General features: G+C 58.3%; 13 protein-coding genes. 9 read left to right on the forward strand and 4 right to left on the reverse strand.

What is annotated here, in order from left to right; genetic code table 11:
- Nucleotides 1-4 precede the first annotated feature (4 nt).
- The 7 genes from KOL70_RS02250 to KOL70_RS02280 all read left to right on the forward strand — a co-directional run bounded on the left by KOL70_RS02250 (nucleotide 5) and on the right by KOL70_RS02280 (nucleotide 9,924).
- Nucleotides 5-1,114, forward strand: a complete 1,110-nt coding sequence (locus KOL70_RS02250) for an SLC13 family permease (RefSeq protein WP_215480152.1) — start codon at nucleotides 5-7, stop codon at nucleotides 1,112-1,114.
- A 182-nt stretch (nucleotides 1,115-1,296) separates the two neighbouring features.
- A complete protein-coding gene (locus tag KOL70_RS02255; RefSeq protein WP_021508413.1) occupies nucleotides 1,297-2,424 on the forward strand; it encodes an HlyD family secretion protein in 1,128 nt (375 codons plus the stop codon).
- Complete coding sequence (locus KOL70_RS02260) at nucleotides 2,421-3,989, forward strand: DHA2 family efflux MFS transporter permease subunit (RefSeq protein WP_058775341.1); 1,569 nt, start codon at nucleotides 2,421-2,423, stop codon at nucleotides 3,987-3,989. The genes KOL70_RS02255 and KOL70_RS02260 overlap by 4 nt, the downstream gene beginning before the upstream one ends.
- A gap of 1 nt (nucleotide 3,990) precedes the next feature.
- Nucleotides 3,991-5,520 (forward strand): efflux transporter outer membrane subunit, encoded by a 1,530-nt coding sequence (locus KOL70_RS02265; RefSeq protein WP_021508411.1) that lies wholly within the window; start codon nucleotides 3,991-3,993, stop codon nucleotides 5,518-5,520.
- Nucleotides 5,521-5,763: 243 nt separating this feature from the next.
- A complete protein-coding gene (locus tag KOL70_RS02270) occupies nucleotides 5,764-7,242 on the forward strand; it encodes a sugar porter family MFS transporter (RefSeq protein WP_058757802.1) in 1,479 nt (492 codons plus the stop codon).
- A gap of 429 nt (nucleotides 7,243-7,671) precedes the next feature.
- Nucleotides 7,672-8,073 carry an H-NS family nucleoid-associated regulatory protein gene (locus KOL70_RS02275; RefSeq protein ID WP_021508409.1) on the forward strand — a complete coding sequence of 134 codons (402 nt, stop codon included), beginning with the start codon at nucleotides 7,672-7,674 and terminating at the stop codon, nucleotides 8,071-8,073.
- A 258-nt stretch (nucleotides 8,074-8,331) separates the two neighbouring features.
- Nucleotides 8,332-9,924 (forward strand): ABC-F family ATPase, encoded by a 1,593-nt coding sequence (locus tag KOL70_RS02280; protein ID WP_031279866.1) that lies wholly within the window; start codon nucleotides 8,332-8,334, stop codon nucleotides 9,922-9,924.
- 100 nt (nucleotides 9,925-10,024) lie between these two features.
- On the opposite strand, the gene moeB is transcribed toward KOL70_RS02280, so the two are convergent.
- From moeB to KOL70_RS02300, 4 genes are all read right to left on the reverse strand, one after another.
- Nucleotides 10,025-10,786, reverse strand: a complete 762-nt coding sequence (gene moeB / locus KOL70_RS02285; protein WP_021508407.1) for a molybdopterin-synthase adenylyltransferase MoeB — start codon at nucleotides 10,784-10,786, stop codon at nucleotides 10,025-10,027.
- Nucleotides 10,786-12,021, reverse strand: coding sequence for a molybdopterin molybdotransferase MoeA (gene moeA / locus KOL70_RS02290; RefSeq protein ID WP_031279865.1), 1,236 nt, complete (start codon nucleotides 12,019-12,021; stop codon nucleotides 10,786-10,788). The genes moeB and moeA overlap by 1 nt, the downstream gene beginning before the upstream one ends.
- Nucleotides 12,022-12,190: 169 nt before the next feature.
- Nucleotides 12,191-12,496 carry a contact-dependent growth inhibition system immunity protein gene (locus KOL70_RS02295; RefSeq protein ID WP_021508405.1) on the reverse strand — a complete coding sequence of 102 codons (306 nt, stop codon included), beginning with the start codon at nucleotides 12,494-12,496 and terminating at the stop codon, nucleotides 12,191-12,193.
- Entirely contained in the window at nucleotides 12,496-13,329 is an 834-nt protein-coding gene (locus tag KOL70_RS02300; protein WP_021508404.1) for an RNase A-like domain-containing protein, read from the reverse strand. The genes KOL70_RS02295 and KOL70_RS02300 overlap by 1 nt, the downstream gene beginning before the upstream one ends.
- A gap of 321 nt (nucleotides 13,330-13,650) precedes the next feature.
- Between KOL70_RS02300 and KOL70_RS02305 the strand changes: the two genes are divergently transcribed.
- Both KOL70_RS02305 and gsiA read left to right on the forward strand, forming a co-directional pair.
- Complete coding sequence (locus KOL70_RS02305) at nucleotides 13,651-14,610, forward strand: isoaspartyl peptidase/L-asparaginase family protein (protein WP_021508403.1); 960 nt, start codon at nucleotides 13,651-13,653, stop codon at nucleotides 14,608-14,610.
- A 9-nt stretch (nucleotides 14,611-14,619) separates the two neighbouring features.
- Nucleotides 14,620-16,476, forward strand: a complete 1,857-nt coding sequence (gene gsiA / locus KOL70_RS02310; RefSeq protein WP_215480153.1) for a glutathione ABC transporter ATP-binding protein GsiA — start codon at nucleotides 14,620-14,622, stop codon at nucleotides 16,474-16,476.
- The last annotated feature ends 58 nt before the right edge of the window (nucleotides 16,477-16,534 follow it).

Genomic DNA, 16,534 nt, shown 5'->3' on the forward strand with positions numbered 1-16,534 from the left:
CATCATGCCCATCGTGCTTCGTTCCTTAATGCGTGACCGCGTTTTGCATTTACTGTTGCTGTTGGGCGTGATTCTGTTGCCGCTGGCGGATTACCGCTGGCCGCAGCTGCCCGCCGCCGTTGACTGGCACACCATCATGACGCTCACCGGTTTGCTGATGCTGACAAAAGGGCTGGAAAACAGCGGCTATTTTGATGTGCTCGGCGCGCGGCTGGCGCAGGGCTTCCAGCACGAACGCACGCTGGCGCTGTTTATGGTGTGTGCGGCGGCGCTGCTCTCGACCTTCCTGACCAATGATGTAGCGCTGTTTATCCTGGTGCCGCTCACGCTGACGCTGCGCAAGTTCTCGCGCCTGCCTATCTCCAGACTGATCATCTTTGAAGCGCTGGCGGTCAATGCCGGCTCGTTGCTGACGCCGGTCGGCAACCCGCAAAATATCCTGCTGTGGAGCCACGGCACGCTCAGCGTGGCCGGTTTTATCGGTCAGATGGCGCCGCTGGCGGCGATGCTGATGCTGACGCTGGTGGTGCTGACGTGGTTTAGCTTCCCGGCGCGCAGCATTGAGAAGCATGATGCACCGGGCAATCAGCAGTGGCAGAAACCGCTGTTTATCGTCAGCGTGCTGCTGTACGTGGTGTTTATCGTCGCGCTGGAGCTGAAACTCACCGGCTGGGCACTGCTGCTGGTAGCGGGCTGTTTTCTGCTGATGGCGCGACAGGTGCTGGCGACCATCGACTGGAGCCTGCTGCTGGTGTTCGTGGCGATGTTCATTGATGTCTTTTTACTGATGCACCTGCCAGTTCTGCAGCCGCATTTTACCGCCATCGGTCAGCTGGGCGAGGGCGGTATCTATCTGCTGGCGATTGGCCTGTCACAGGTGATCAGTAACGTGCCGGCCACTATTCTGCTGTTACAAAAAGTCCCGCCTTCCGAAGTGCTGGCCTGGGCGGTGAATATCGGCGGCTTTGGCCTGCTGCCGGGATCGCTGGCCAACCTGATTGCGCTGCGCATGGCACAGGACGCCAAAGTGTGGTGGCGTTTCCATCTGTTTTCCCTGCCGATGCTTGCCTGGTCGATGCTGTGCGGCTGGCTGTTGTTACAGCTGCTGCGTTAACCCTGACCAACCTGTCCGCCTTAGCAAGACGCGCTGATTTATCAGCGCGTTAAGTGATGTGGCAGAAAATGCGTCGGATGTTAGCTTATGTAAAGTTACACTGGCATTTGTCAATTTCCCATCTAAGGTTAAGTTGACCGTTTCGCCCGGGGATCGGGATTACCAGCCAGTGATGACAAATTATGAGTGAAAACCACAATCCGCCATCCGCCGATGAGCAAAAAGACAACAACACGTCAGATTCCAGTCAGGATAACGAGCAATCACCCCGTAAACGCCCCGGCAAAAAGCCGCTGATCATTCTGGCGATTGTGGTGGTGATTATGCTGCTGGTGGGATTCTGGTTCTGGTTTAGCACGCGCAACATTGAAACCACCGACGATGCGTTCACCGAAGGCGATGCCGTGACCATCGCGCCCAAAGCGTCGGGCTACGTGGTGCAGCTGCTGGTAAAAGATAACCAGCGGGTGAAGAAGGGCGATCTGCTGGTGCTGATCGACCCGCGTGATAACGCCGCACAGCGCGATCAGGCCAAAGCACAGCTCGGTCTGGCGCAGGCGCAGTTGCATCAGGCGCAGGCGCAGCTGGCGCTGGCGCGGGTGCAATATCCGGCGCAGCGCGATCAGGCGCTGGCCGACCAGGCACGGGCGCAGGCCAATTTACTCAATGCGCAGGCGGATTACCGTCGTCAGCGCGGGGTTGACCCGCGCGCAACCTCGCAGCGCAATATCGATACCGCCGCTGCGCAGTTACGCTCGGCTGAAGCGCAACTGCAGAGCGCCAAAGCGCAGGTCGAAGTGGCCTCGCAGGTGCAGTTGCAGATTCGCCAGCAGGAAACCAATGTCGAAGCGCGGCAGCAGCAGGTCGAGCAAGCCCGGGCTCAGCTCAACACTGCCGAGCTTAACCTCTCTTACACCGAAGTACGCGCGCCGTATGACGGTTTCGTCACCAAACGCAACGTGCAGCCCGGTACGCTGGTGCAGGCCGGCAGCGCGCTGTTTTCGCTGGTATCGCCGGATATCTGGATCACCGCCAACTTCAAAGAGTCGCAGCTGGCGCGCATGAATCCGGGCGATAAAGTGGAGATTGGCGTTGATGCCTGGCCGGACATGAAGCTGGAAGGGCACGTCGACAGCGTGCAGATGGGCTCCGGCTCGCGCTTCTCTACCTTCCCGGCCGAGAACGCCACCGGTAACTACGTGAAGATTGTGCAACGCGTGCCGGTGAAAATTGTGATTGATAAAGGTCTCGACCCGAATCATCCGTTGCCGCTTGGCCTGTCGGTTGAACCGAAGGTGACGGTGGAATGAGTGCGAGCGAAAGCTGGCGTCCGGCCAGCAATCCCTGGCTGGTTGCCATCACGGTAACGCTGGCGGTGTTCATGGAGATTCTGGACACCACCATCGTTAACGTCGCGCTGCCGCACATCGCCGGGTCGCTGTCATCCAGCTACGATGAATCCACCTGGGTACTAACCTCCTATCTGGTCGCCAACGGCATTGTGCTGCCGATCTCGGCCTTTTTCAGCCGCCTGTTTGGGCGCAAGCAGTTCTTCCTGATCTGCATCGTGATGTTTACCATCTGCTCCTTCCTGTGCGGTATTGCCACCGAGCTGTGGCAAATCATTCTGTTCCGCGTGCTGCAGGGCTTCTTCGGCGGCGGGCTGCAACCGGTGCAGCAGTCGGTGCTGCTGGATTACTTCAAGCCGGAAGATCGCGGCAAGGCTTTTGGCCTGTCATCGATTGCCATTATCGTCGCGCCGGTCATTGGCCCGACGCTCGGTGGCTGGATCACTGATAACTACAGCTGGCGCTGGGTGTTCTTTATCAATATTCCGGTGGGGATCCTCACGGTGCTGGCGATCTATCAGCTGCTGGAAGATCCGCCGTGGGAGCGCAAGTGGGAGAAGGGCCGGCTGAAAATCGACTATATCGGCATCAGCCTGATTACCCTGGGTCTCGGCTGTTTGCAGGTGTTTCTCGATCGCGGTGAAGACGAAGACTGGTTCGCTTCACACTTCATTCGCCTGTTTGCCATGCTGGCGGCCGTCGGCATCGTCGGTGCGGTTTACTGGCTGCTGTATGCACGCAAGCCGGTGGTGGATATCACGGTGATGAAGGATCGTAACTTCTGGGTGGCCGGTCTGCTGATGGCGGGCATGGCGATGATTCTTTATGGCAGCTCGGTGGTGTTACCGCAGCTGGCGCAGCAGGATCTCGGTTATACCGCCACCTGGTCCGGGCTGGTGCTGTCGCCCGGCGCGGTCCTGATCGTGCTTACCATCCCGCTGGTGCTGAAGCTGATGCCGATTGTGCAGACGCGCTACATCATCGCCTTTGGCTTTACCTGTCTGGCGCTGGCCTTCTTCTATTCCAGCACCCTGACGCCCAACGTGGATTTCACCACGCTGGTGCTGATGCGCAGCGCGCAGTCGATTGGCCTCGGCTTCCTGTTTGTGCCGCTCACCACCATTGCCTTTATCACCGTCCCGCAGCGCCTGAATGCGGATGCTTCCGCGCTGTTCACCATGTTCCGTAACGTGGCCGGTTCGATCGGCATTTCGCTGGCCACTGCTGGCATCACCGAACGTGAACAGGTGCGATCGGCCCACATGGTGCACAACATGTCGCCGCTCAATGAGCAGTTCAACCTCACGCTGCAGCACTGGGCGCAGGCGATTCGTGACTTTACCAGTGCGGTGGGCGATCCGCTGACGCTGGCCAGCGGTCAGCTCTATCAGGAGATGATTGCCCAGGCGCGTATTCTGGCTTACATCGACGTGTTCATGGGCCTGAGCATTGTCGCCGTGCTATTGATTCCTTTTTGTTGGTTGCTTTCGCCGATCAAGAGCGAAGGCAGTGCAGGAGCACATTAACATGATCACCTCTTCGCGCGTTACGCCGTCGCTGACGCTGCTGGCGCTGTCCATGCTGCTGGCGGGTTGTGCCGTCGGGCCCGATTATCAGCCGCCGCAGGCGCACACGCCCGGTAGCTACCGTGATTTGCCCTCTCAGGAAGCCTCAAAACCGCTGGCGTCCGCGACCAATCCCTCGTGGTGGAAAAGCTTTAACGACCCGCAGCTCGATAGCCTGATTGAGCGCGCCATCGCCGGCAACCTGACGCTGCAACAGTCGGTGCTGCGCATCGCCGGTGCGCGCGAACAGCTGGCGCAGGCACGTGGCGGGCTGTTCCCGTCGCTTAACGGTTCCGCCAAAGTGACGCGTCAGCAGCTCGGCCTGAAAGGCATGCTGAAATCCAACGGGGTGTACGATCAGGTGGATGATGACGTGGCGGATCAGCTCAACGGTCTGACCCATTCGGTCACGCTGTATCAGGGCAGCTTTGACGCCAGCTGGGAACTGGATTTATGGGGCAAAGTACGACGCCAGATGGAGATGGCGGACGCGCAGCAGCAGGCGGCGATTGAGCAGCGTAACGATGCGCTGGTGTCGCTGGAAGCCGAGGTCGCGCGCGCGTATCTGCAGCTGCGCGGCGCGCAGGCGGTGCTGGCGACGCTGCAACAGCAGATTAACGTGGCGCAGCAAACCTGGGAGCTGACGCAAAGCCAGCAGCGTAACGGTCTGGCGCCGCTCACCGACGTTGAGAATGCCCGTGCGCAGCTGGCCTCCCTTAACGCGCAGCTGCCGCAGTATCAGGCCCAGGAACGTCAGGCGATGAACGGGCTGGCAGTGCTGCTGGGCAAAACGCCGGGCGCGCTGGATAACGAACTGATGAGCAGCAAAGCGCTGCCGGCGTTGCCGAAGCTGGTGGCGGTGGGCATTCCATCGACGCTGGCGCGCCGTCGTCCGGACATCCGCCAGGCTGAAGCGAATCTGCATGCACAGACCGCCAATATCGGCGTATCGGTCGCGAACCTGTTCCCCAGCCTGTCGCTCACCGGGCAGCTGGGGGTGCGCAACACCGATGCCAGCTACCTTGACGACTGGAGCAGCCACTTCTTCAGCGTCGGCCCGGCGCTGTCGATCCCGATTTTTCAGGGCGGACGTCTGGTTTCCAGTGTGAAACTGGCGCGCGCGCAGCAGGCGAGCGCGGCGCTCGATTATCGCCAGACGGTATTGACGGCGCTGCAGGATGTGGAAAATGCGCTGGTCAGCTACCGCGCCGATCAGCAACAGGTTACCGCGCTGGATGAGACTACCGGCGCACTGCAGCGCGCCTTTGACCTCGCCAGTGACAGTTACAAACAGGGCATCTCCACCTTCCTTGAGGTGCTGGATGCCCAGCGTCAGCTGGCACAGTCGCAGGCGCAATCGACGCAGGCGCGCATGCAAAGCGCGCTGGACCTGGTAGCGCTGTATAAAGCGCTGGGCGGCGGCTGGGAGCCGTATCAGCAGGTAACGCTGCCGGACTATGACGTTTTTGGTCCGGCCACCGCAGTCAATTAATCTGACATCGCTGACCGCATTCACTGCGTGCGGTCAGCGCCTTCCGTGAAATAAATATTCTCCCTTCTGTTTGTTGTGCAAAATTTGCACTGCCTTCTCTGCGCCCTGAATCAGGTTGTGTGATCGTTATCTCAATTAAAGGCAAAGAGAATGACCCGTGGCGCAAAATTTAAATTTCATATTTATTCATTGTGGTGGAAATAATCTATTTTAAGGCTTCTTATCTCAGGAAAGGAGTTGGTTATGTCCCGCGAAACCTGGATGACGCCTAATCCGGCATCAGGGCCAAACAGCAGCACGCGCACCGAGCCTTTTGTGAAAGTCATTGCGCTGATTGCCACCCTCGGTGGTTTGCTGTTTGGCTACGACACCGGCGTGATCTCCGGCGCACTGTTATTCATGGGCGACGATCTGCATCTCACCCCATTTACCACCGGGCTGGTGACCAGCAGTCTGCTGTTTGGCGCGGCGTTTGGCGCACTGGCTTCCGGTCACTTTGCCGCCGCGGTCGGGCGGAGAAAAATTATTCTGGTACTGGCGATTATTTTTGCACTCGGCGCGCTGGGTACAGCACTGGCACCCGATGTCAGCTGGATGATTTTCTTCCGCCTGGTCCTTGGCGTGGCCGTGGGCGGTGCGTCCGCCACCGTACCGGTGTATATCGCCGAAATGGCACCGGCCAACAAACGGGGTCAGCTGGTGACCATGCAGGAGCTGATGATCGTTTCCGGCCAGATGCTGGCCTATATGTCGAACGCCGGCTTCAACGCGGCCTGGGGGGGCGACACGACCTGGCGCTGGATGCTGGCGGTCGCCACGCTACCGGCGGTGCTGCTGTGGTTCGGGATGATGTTTATGCCGGACACGCCGCGCTGGTATGCCATGAAAGGCCGTCTCGCTGAGGCGCGCAAGGTTCTGGAACGCACCCGCGCGCGCGAAGACGTTGAGTGGGAGATGATGGAGATCGAAGAGACGCTATCGGACGAGCAACAGCAGCGTCCGCGTCTGCGGGAACTGCGCCAGCCATGGCTGATCAAACTGTTCCTGATCGGTATCGGTATTGCCGCCATCCAGCAACTGACCGGCGTGAATACTATCATGTACTACGCGCCGACCATGCTGAAAGCGGTGGGGATGAGCAATGACGCTGCGCTGTTTGCCACCATTGCCAATGGCGCGGTATCGGTATTAATGACCTTTGTGGGGATCTGGCTGCTGGGGCGCATCGGTCGCCGCACCATGACGATGATAGGTCAGTTTGGTTGTACCGCCTGTCTGGTGTTTATTGGCACCGTCAGTTACCTGATGCCGGAAACAGTTAACGGTCAGCCGGATATCTTGCGCAGTTATATGGTGCTGCTGGGTATGCTGATGTTTCTGAGTTTCCAGCAGGGCGCGTTATCGCCGGTCACCTGGCTGCTGCTGTCAGAAATTTTCCCCACACGGTTACGCGGTATTTTTATGGGCGGCGCGGTATTTGCGTTGTGGATCGCCAATTTTCTTATTTCTCTGCTGTTCCCGGTTCTGCTGGCGTCGGTTGGCTTATCCGGCGCGTTCTTTATTTTCGCGCTGATTGGCATAGGCGGCGCGATTTTTGTTATTCGCTGGGTACCGGAAACACGCCATCGTTCGCTGGAGCAGATTGAACATTATTTGCACGACCGGCTGTCTGATGCGCCGGCGCCCCAGCTATTGCGACCGGCAGTGAAGAAAAGCGGATAACCACAGACATACGATTTTTGCATGATGGCCGGTTAACAACCGGCCTTTTTTTATTTATTTAATGGCAAAATGAGATATTGCTCGCATCTGTGACGCCAATGCCATCCGCGTTAAAAAGGGATTTTACTTACACTATTAATGTTTTTTTACCTTTATGCTGACTACTGCCTCAGCGCACAATAAGCGCTAAACGCTTGTTTCCTACGCGTGAATAAGCAATGAAATCGATTCCAGTTCCAGCCGGTGGTACTGAACCGCTGATGTTAATTCACCGTTAATTCACGCCGCACATTGGGTTTAAACGCGCCTGCCAGGAATATGCTAATCCATTCGGATTAATCCGGTCTGCAAAATTAATTTATTTTTTTATTTGAATTGGGTAATCTTGCCACTACAGTTTATTTAACCCCCTTAAGCAAGGACATTGTGATGAGTGACGCATTTAAAGTTCTGAACAACATTCGCACATTACGTGCACAGGCTCGTGAACTGCCACTGAGCGATCTGGAAGAAATTCTGGAAAAATTAACCGTCGTGGTGACTGAGCGCCGCGACGAAGTTGAAGCGGAAGAAGCGCAGAACCGCGAAAAAGAAGAGAAGCTGTCTAAATACCGTGAAATGCTGCTGGCAGACGGTATCGACCCGAACGAATTACTGGGTGCACTGGAAACCGGTAAAAAACGCGCCAAGCGTGCGCCGCGTCCGGCGAAATATTCTTACACCGACGAAAACGGTGAAGAGAAATCATGGACCGGTCAGGGCCGTACCCCAGCTGCGATTAAAAAAGCGCTGGATGCAGGTAAAAGCCTCGACAGCTTCCTGATCAAATAATCTGCACAATCCTTGTAAGCGGGAGCCGGAGGCGTCAGCGTCTCCGGCTTTTTTATTGGCCTCGCTCCGGGCACGGGCGGCGGTTCATTTCTCGCGCCGTGGATAACCTGTCCGGCACGGTCGCAATTATTTTACCTCTGGCAACAAGGTGTTCTCCGCCTTGCCTCTGCGTATCCGGGTGCAGAGGTGGCTCATCCAGGCCGCTTCTGGCATAATGCCCGCTGTTTTTTCCTCCACTGCGTAACAAAGGTCAATGCCGTGTTAGTTTCCAGCAATATCACTATGCAGTTCGGCAGTAAGCCACTGTTTGAGAATATCTCCGTTAAATTTGGCGGCGGTAATCGTTACGGTTTAATCGGTGCGAACGGCAGCGGTAAATCGACCTTCATGAAAATACTGGGCGGCGACCTGGTTCCGACTAACGGAAATGTTTCCCTCGACCCTAATGAGCGCATCGGTAAGCTTCGCCAGGATCAGTTTGCTTTCGAGCAATATAGCGTGCTGGATACCGTGATTATGGGTCACCAGGAATTGTGGGCGGTGAAGCAGGAGCGCGATCGCATATATGCATTGCCGGAAATGAGCGAAGAGGAAGGCTATAAAGTCGCCGACCTTGAGGTCGCCTACGGTGAAATGGATGGTTACAGTGCCGAATCACGCGCCGGAGAATTATTACTCGGCGTGGGCATTCCGGTGGAGCAGCATTACGGTCCGATGAGTGAAATTGCCCCAGGCTGGAAATTGCGTGTGCTGCTGGCGCAGGCATTATTTGCTAACCCGGATATTTTGTTACTCGACGAACCGACCAACAACCTGGATATTGACACCATTCGCTGGCTGGAGCAGGTGCTTAACGAACGTGACAGTACCATGATCATCATTTCGCATGACCGTCACTTCCTGAATATGGTGTGTACGCACATGGCGGATCTGGATTACGGTGAGCTGCGCGTTTATCCCGGCAATTATGACGAATATATGACGGCGGCGACCCAGGCGCGCGAGCGTTTATTAGCGGATAACGCCAAGAAAAAAGCGCAAATTGCCGATTTGCAATCCTTCGTTAGCCGCTTTAGCGCCAACGCCTCAAAATCGCGTCAGGCCACTTCGCGCGCGAAGCAGATTGATAAAATCAAACTGGATGAGGTAAAAGCCTCCAGCCGTCAGAACCCGTATATTCGTTTCGAGCAGGATAAAAAGCTGTTCCGTAATGCGCTGGAAGTGGAAGCGCTGACCAAAGGATTTGATAACGGTCCGCTGTTTAAAAATCTTAACCTGCTGCTGGAAGTGGGTGAGAAACTGGCCATCCTCGGCGCCAACGGTATTGGTAAATCCACGCTGCTGAAAACACTGGTTGGCGAACTGCAGCCGGATAGCGGCACGGTGAAATGGTCGGAGAATGCGCGCATTGGTTACTACGCGCAGGATCACGCCGAAGATTTTGCTGACGACCTGAGCGTGTTCGACTGGATGAGCCAGTGGAAGCAGGAAGGCGACGACGAGCAGGCGGTGCGCAGTATTCTTGGTCGTCTGCTGTTTAGCCACGACGACATCAAGAAGCCAGCGAAAGTGCTGTCCGGTGGTGAGAAGGGCCGCATGCTGTTTGGCAAGCTGATGATGCAGAAGCCAAACATCCTGGTGATGGACGAACCGACTAACCACCTGGATATGGAGTCGATCGAGTCACTGAACATGGCGCTGGAGATGTATGAAGGCACGCTGATTTTCGTCTCGCACGACCGTGAGTTCGTCAGCTCGCTGGCGACGCGCGTGATCGAGATGAAAGGCGATCGCATCGTTGACTTCACCGGCAACTACGAAGATTACCTGCGCAGCCAGGGCATCGTCTAATGGCGTAGCCGTTTAGCAGCCGCCATCATCAGCGGCGCAATTTATCGCCTGATAATTTGCGCCGCTCAGCAATACCTGACGCTTATGTCACGCCCTGACGTTATTCCTCACGCTGGCCACACACTTCACATTGCGCATCCTGCGCCACTTTCAGGCTGCGAAACTCGGCGCTCATCGCATCGTACATCAGCAGTCGCGCGCTGGCCGGCTGGCCAAAGGCGCTCAGCACCTTCAGCGTTTCCATCGCCTGCATCGCACCTACCACGCCGACCAGCGGAGCCATCACGCCGGCTTCGACACAGCTCAGCGTCTGCTCGCCGAACAGACGGCTGATGCAGCGGTAGCAGGGCTCGCCGGGCTGCCAGGTGAATACGCTGAGCTGGCCTTCCATGCGGATGGCGGCGCCGGAGATCAGCGGCACCCGATGCTGAAAACATCCGCGGTTCACCTGTTCGCGCGTGGTGACATTGTCGCTGCAGTCCAGCACCGCATCGTGACGCGCAATCAGTTCGCCGAGCGCGGCTTCATCCAGCTGCGCATCGATCGCCTCCAGCGTGCAGTGTGGATTGAGCGCCGCCAGTTGCTGACGGGCCGAGGCGACTTTTGCCATGCCGATGCGCTCATCGCTGTGCAGAATCTGGCGCTGCAGATTACTCAGGCTGACACGATCGAAATCCAGCAGCGTCAGATGACCGACGCCGGCGGCGGCAAGATAGGGCGCGGCAGCACAGCCCAGTCCGCCCAGGCCAACGATAAGCACCCGTGAGGCTTTCAGCCGTTCCTGGCCGTCGAAATCGAAGCCGCGCAGCACAATCTGCCGGTTGTAGCGCAGCATCTCTTCATCGCTCAGCTCTGTGTGCATTAGCCCTCCAGCAGGCTGTTGAAGGCCTCGACATCAACCCATTCGCCCGGCTCAACGTCACCGCGATCGCGCTCCAGCACAATAAAGCAGTCGGCCAGCGCAAAGGAACTGAACACGTGCGAGCCCTGCGCACCGGTGCTGCGCACTTCCAGTACAGCATCATCGCCGCGACTGAGGATGCCGCGCTGAAAATCGAGCCGGCCCGGCGCTTTCTTCAGACGCTGCGTTGCGCGCGCGCGCTGGCGCAGCGGCATGATGCGCGTGGTCTGGCCGGTCAGCGTGGCCAGCAGCGGCTGCACCAGCTGATAGAAGGTTACGGCCGCCGACACCGGATTGCCCGGCAACCCGCAGAACCAGCTGTTGGCCAGACGGCCAAAGGCAAACGGCTTGCCGGGCTTGATTGCCAGCTTCCAGAAGGTAATCGCGCCCAGCTCTTCGAGCATCGCTTTGGTGAAATCCGCCTCGCCCACTGACACGCCGCCGGTGCTGATCACCACATCGGCCTGGCGATCGGCTTCGCTGAAGGCCTGGCGCAGCTTCGCGGGATCATCAGCGATCACGCCAAGGTCGATCACCTCGCAGCCAAGTTTGCGCAGCATCAGCGCCACGGTGAAGCGGTTGGTGTCATAAATCTGGCCCTCAGCCAGCGGCTGGCCCACCGCCTGCAGTTCGTCACCGGTGGAGAAAATGGCCACGCGCAGCTTACGCAGCACGCTGACCTCCGCAATACCCAGCGACGCCAGCAGCGGCAGCTCTGCCGCACCGAGCCGCACGCCGGCATCCAGTACCTGCTTACCGGCCTGAATATCCTCCCCGATGCGGCGAATATTTTGCCCGGCACGCACTGGCGCGGTGATAACAATGCCGCCGTCACGCGGTTCGGTTTGCTCCTGCATCACCACGGCGTCGCAGCCGGCGGGGACGGGTGCGCCGGTCATGATGCGAATCACGCTGCCGGCTGGCCACTCGCCATTAAACGGGGCGCCGGCAAACGCTTTGCCCGCTACCGGCAGCACGCGGTCAGCGGACAGGTCGCTCAGGCGCAGCGCGTAGCCGTCCATCGCGGAGTTATCGAACGGCGGCACGTCCAGCGGCGAAATCACCGGCTTCGCGGTAATGCGCCCGGCGGCATCGGCCAGCGCGACACTCAGGCAATCGCTAATCGGTTGCAACTGCTGCAGCATTTTCTGCTGCGCGTCTTCAAGGGAAATCAGTCCGGCGGTAAAAGGTTCCATGTCCATCTCTGTCGGGTTAAAGGCGAATGCTGCCTATTATGGTGGCTGTTGTCGGCTGAGTCACATGCGAGATCAAAGGGAATGGAAATTAGTGCGCGGTGACGAATCCGCCGGCGAACATGCTTTGTTCAGACTGAAAGTGAGTATCATGTTAACAACCGTGCTGACGTTATGATGTGAGTGCGGCAGATACTTTCTTATGCACCAGTGACAGAAACGCGCCCGCAGTGGTATCCCAGTTGGCCGGAACAAACTCTCTTTTATAGCGGTCACGGAAATCAGATTCGACATCATCGCACTCTGCCAGAAACAGCTCGATGTCTGCCAGCATGGCGTGCAGGTTTCCTTTATGCGCTTCTCTGATATACGCCTCGATTTTGGGCTCGATCTCATCACCCGGTTCAAACAGGTCATAATCCTGCCCAAACCAGATGCCAATAAAATTATCCAGTTCACTGATACTGATACGGTCCATCATAACTCCGGGAAAGCGGTAATGATAAAGTAAGGTTTGCCGTTGTAGGGCTTAAAATCCAGTATGACGCGAACGGCGTAGCAGGTCTCAACCTCTTCACGCCCTTTACTCACGACTATACCAACCGGATGTGAAAAACGCCGACTCAGGCGCATACGGGCTTGCAAGCCTGGAGGGATATTTTTCACCCACATCTGAATTTGATGCTTATTATCTGCCAGCACCTTACTGATCAGTGCTTCCGCCTCGCTCAGAGACTTAAAGCTACTGGCTTCATCGAGACGAGGCCGGTTACGAAGCCTCTCCCGCAGCTCATCCGGCGTTTTGCCGATATGTCGCTCAATCGTGTGCCCACCGGGTGCTCGCCCTGAGAGCGACTCATGCTCGGCGATTTTGACCCGCCCGGCACGCACCGCGATGACGCGCTCTGCTCCGGCTGCAAAGGCAAATGCCATCGGAATGGCGATATCTACCGTCAGGCCGACATTCATGGCGGTCTGACGGTCAGCGCCGAGCGATTCTGCGAGTGCCACGGCCGAATTAAACGTGTCGGTAGCGACCTGTCTGCCAGTCCATACCTGGCGCAGGCTGGCCTGAAGCGTGTCGAGACTGTGAGTGCCGACAAAGACGCAGCCAGCTTTGGTCAGCATGGTGGGCTCAGGCACGACGCACAGTGCGCCAGCACCAAAAAGCTCAATCACTCCGCCAGCGAGCCCGAGCCCTCCGAAAATGCGGTTGCTGGTCGTTTCACCCTCGCTGACGCTGCGATCTGAAAGGACGGCTGCCAGCTGCACCGGGGAGAGTGCAATCCTTAGCCCTTTTTCATCTTCCACTGAATATTCCTTTTCATGAATGGGCCTTTAACTTACCCGATTTTTAACCGGCACTGAAGCCACACAAAAAGTAAGGGCGAAGAGGTTGTTCACTGCCTTGCCGGTGCCAGACGTAAGCGCGCCAGCCATAATATTAAAGCTGGTGCGTTCTCTCCCTTAATTCACAAAAAAGCATAATCCACATTAAAAGGTTATGACCGCTGATACACTTTCTGCTTTACAAGCAGGGAGGGGCTTTCTATAGTCGAAAATTGCCAAAAAAAGATGAAAACCATTCTAAATCAGTGTTTTTGGCTCTGATTCCTTGACAGGGTAACGGTTATGGCTAAAGCAGTTATCGCAATTCACGGCGGCGCCGGCGCGATTACGCGTGCGGCAATGAGCGCCGAAAAAGAGCAGCACTATCGTCAGCAACTGGCCGCGATTGTCAGCGCCGGCCAGCAGATTCTGGCCAGCGGCGGTAGCGCGCTGGATGCCGTGACCGAAGCGGTGCGGCTGCTGGAAGAGTGCCCGCTGTTCAATGCCGGCAGAGGGGCCGTGTTCACCCATCAGGGCACCCATGAACTGGATGCCAGCCTGATGGATGGCCGTACGCTGGATATCGGCGCCGTCGCTGGCGTCAGCCGTATCCGCAATCCGATTCTTGCCGCGCGTAAAGTGCTGGAAGCCAGTCCGCACGTGCTCTTTATTGGCAGCGGGGCGGAAGCCTTTGCCGCGCAACAGGGGCTGACGCCGGTCGAGCCTGATTTCTTCTCGACGCCAGAACGCTGGGAGCAGCTGCAGCGCGCGCTGGGCAGCGAACAAATGCTGCTGGATCATGATGGCGCGGCGCAGGAGAGCGATCCGCTGGACCCGGATCGCAAATTTGGCACCGTGGGCGCGGTGGCGCTCGATTTGCAGGGTAATCTGGCGGCCGCCACCTCGACCGGCGGCATGACCAACAAGCAGGCGGGCCGCGTCGGCGATTCACCGCTGGCGGGCGCCGGCTGCTATGCCAACAACGCCACCGTGGCAGTCTCCTGTACCGGTACCGGCGAAGTGTTTATTCGTACGCTGGCGGCTTACGATGTCTCAGCGCAGATGGAATATGGCGGTCGTTCGCTGCAACAGGCCACCGCCAGCGTGATTCATGACAAAGTGCAGGAGCTGGAGGGTAGCGGCGGGCTGATAGCCGTTGATGCCCACGGCAACGTGGCGCTGCCGTTTAACAGCGAAGGCATGTACCGCGGATTCGCTTATGTGGGCGGCGAGGTTGAGGTAGCGATTTACCGCGACAGCTAAGGAGCAGGCATGACGGATCTACAGCAGCAGTTTGCGCCGCAGCAGGTGCTGGCGGTACGCGATCTCTGTGTGCGCTTTGAGCATGAAGGGCGCGTGACGGACGCCGTGCGGCAGCTTTCGCTCGATCTGCACCGCGGAGAAACGCTGGCGCTGGTGGGCGAATCGGGCTCGGGCAAATCGGTGACGTCGCTGGCGCTGATGCGTCTGATTGCACAGGCCGGCGGCGCGGTCAGCGGTGAAATCCTGCTGCGACGGCGCAACGGCGAGGTGCTGGATGTGATGCGGGCGTCCGCCAGCCAGATGCGCCGGGTGCGCGGTGCGGACATGGCGATGATCTTTCAGGAGCCGATGACGTCGCTCAACCCGGTATTCACCGTCGGTGAACAGATCGCCGAATCTATTCGTTTGCATCAGGGGAAAAGTAACCAGCAGGCGCAGGCCGAAGCGCGACGCATGCTGGACCTGGTGCGCATTCCGGAAGCGCACAATGTGCTGTCGCGCTATCCGCATCAGCTCTCTGGCGGTATGCGCCAGCGCGTGATGATCGCCATGGCGCTGTCGTGCAAGCCGGCGCTGCTGATTGCCGATGAGCCGACCACCGCGCTGGACGTCACCATCCAGGCGCAGATTCTGCAGCTGATTCGCGTGCTGCAAAAAGAGATGCAGATGGGCGTCATCTTTATCACGCACGATATGGGCGTGGTGGCGGAGATGGCCGATCGCGTGCAGGTGATGTATCGCGGCGATGTGGTTGAGCGCGCGCCGGTGCAGCAGTTGTTCGATGCGCCGCAGCAGCCGTATACCCGCGCGCTGCTGGCGGCCGTGCCAAAGCTCGGGGCGATGAGTGGCCAGCCGCTGCCGGCGAAGTTTCCGCTGCTGCATACCAACGGCCGCGAAGAAGCCAGCACGCCGCAGGATACCGTGCGTCACGATCGTCCGCCGATTTTACAGGTGCGCGATCTGGTTACGCGCTTTGATATTCGCGGCGGGCTGCTCAATCGGGTTAAGCGTCGCGTCCACGCGGTGGAAAAAGTCAGTTTCGATCTTTATGCAGGCGAAACCCTCGCGCTGGTGGGCGAGTCCGGCTGCGGCAAATCCACCACCGGACGCTCGCTGCTGCGGCTGGTCGCCAGCCAGGGCGGCAGCATCACCTTTGACGGCCAGCGCATTGATGCACTGCAGGGCAGGGCGCTGGCCACGCTGCGCCGCGATATTCAGTTTATCTTTCAGGATCCGTATGCGTCGCTCGATCCGCGCCTTACCGTCGGCTTTTCAATTATGGAGCCGCTGCTGGTGCATCGCAGCATGGGGCGCGCGCAGGCAGAGAAACGCGTCGCCTGGCTGCTGGAACGCGTTGGTCTGCTACCCGAACACGCGCAGCGCTACCCGCACGAATTTTCTGGCGGTCAGCGCCAGCGTATCTGCATCGCACGCGCGCTGGCGCTCAATCCTAAAGTGGTGATCGCCGACGAATCCGTCTCCGCGCTGGATGTGTCGATTCAGGCGCAGATCATCAATCTGATGCTGGATTTACAGCGTGAATTTGGCATCGCCTTCCTGTTTATTTCGCACGACATGGCGGTGGTGGAGCGCATCAGCCATCGCGTGGCGGTGATGTATCTCGGACAGATTGTGGAGATGGGACCGCGTCAGGCGGTGTTCGAACAGCCGCGCCATCCTTATACCAGAAAACTGATGGCCGCGGTGCCGGTGGCCGATCCGGCGCATCGGCATCGCGAGCGGGCGCTGATGGTGGATGAGATCCCCAGCCCGATTCGCCCGCTGGGTGATGAGCCGGAAGTGGCACCGTTACTGGAAGTGGCACCGGGCCATTTTGTCGCCCGCCATGCCATTAGCGGCGCCTGAGCAGCAACCAACCGCGCCCTCCGCGCAGGGCGCGCAAGACAGGGACTACAGGAGAACG

Origin of the sequence: Pantoea sp. B270 (assembly GCF_018726825.1) — a bacterium.
Taxonomy (GTDB): domain Bacteria; phylum Pseudomonadota; class Gammaproteobacteria; order Enterobacterales; family Enterobacteriaceae; genus Pantoea; species Pantoea dispersa.

What these genes read in the sequence shown, in the direction of transcription:
- moeB (WP_021508407.1), bottom strand. Translation starts at nt 10,786, where the DNA reads ATGCACACAGAGCTGAGCGATGAAGAGATGCTGCGCTACAACCGGCAG.
- gsiA (WP_215480153.1), top strand. Translation starts at nt 14,620, where the DNA reads ATGACGGATCTACAGCAGCAGTTTGCGCCGCAGCAGGTGCTGGCGGTA.
- KOL70_RS02255 (WP_021508413.1), top strand. Translation starts at nt 1,297, where the DNA reads ATGAGTGAAAACCACAATCCGCCATCCGCCGATGAGCAAAAAGACAAC.
- KOL70_RS02295 (WP_021508405.1), bottom strand. Translation starts at nt 12,496, where the DNA reads ATGGACCGTATCAGTATCAGTGAACTGGATAATTTTATTGGCATCTGG.
- KOL70_RS02275 (WP_021508409.1), top strand. Translation starts at nt 7,672, where the DNA reads ATGAGTGACGCATTTAAAGTTCTGAACAACATTCGCACATTACGTGCA.
- moeA (WP_031279865.1), bottom strand. Translation starts at nt 12,021, where the DNA reads ATGGAACCTTTTACCGCCGGACTGATTTCCCTTGAAGACGCGCAGCAG.
- KOL70_RS02250 (WP_215480152.1), top strand. Translation starts at nt 5, where the DNA reads ATGCCCATCGTGCTTCGTTCCTTAATGCGTGACCGCGTTTTGCATTTA.
- KOL70_RS02305 (WP_021508403.1), top strand. Translation starts at nt 13,651, where the DNA reads ATGGCTAAAGCAGTTATCGCAATTCACGGCGGCGCCGGCGCGATTACG.
- KOL70_RS02270 (WP_058757802.1), top strand. Translation starts at nt 5,764, where the DNA reads ATGTCCCGCGAAACCTGGATGACGCCTAATCCGGCATCAGGGCCAAAC.
- KOL70_RS02265 (WP_021508411.1), top strand. Translation starts at nt 3,991, where the DNA reads ATGATCACCTCTTCGCGCGTTACGCCGTCGCTGACGCTGCTGGCGCTG.
- KOL70_RS02260 (WP_058775341.1), top strand. Translation starts at nt 2,421, where the DNA reads ATGAGTGCGAGCGAAAGCTGGCGTCCGGCCAGCAATCCCTGGCTGGTT.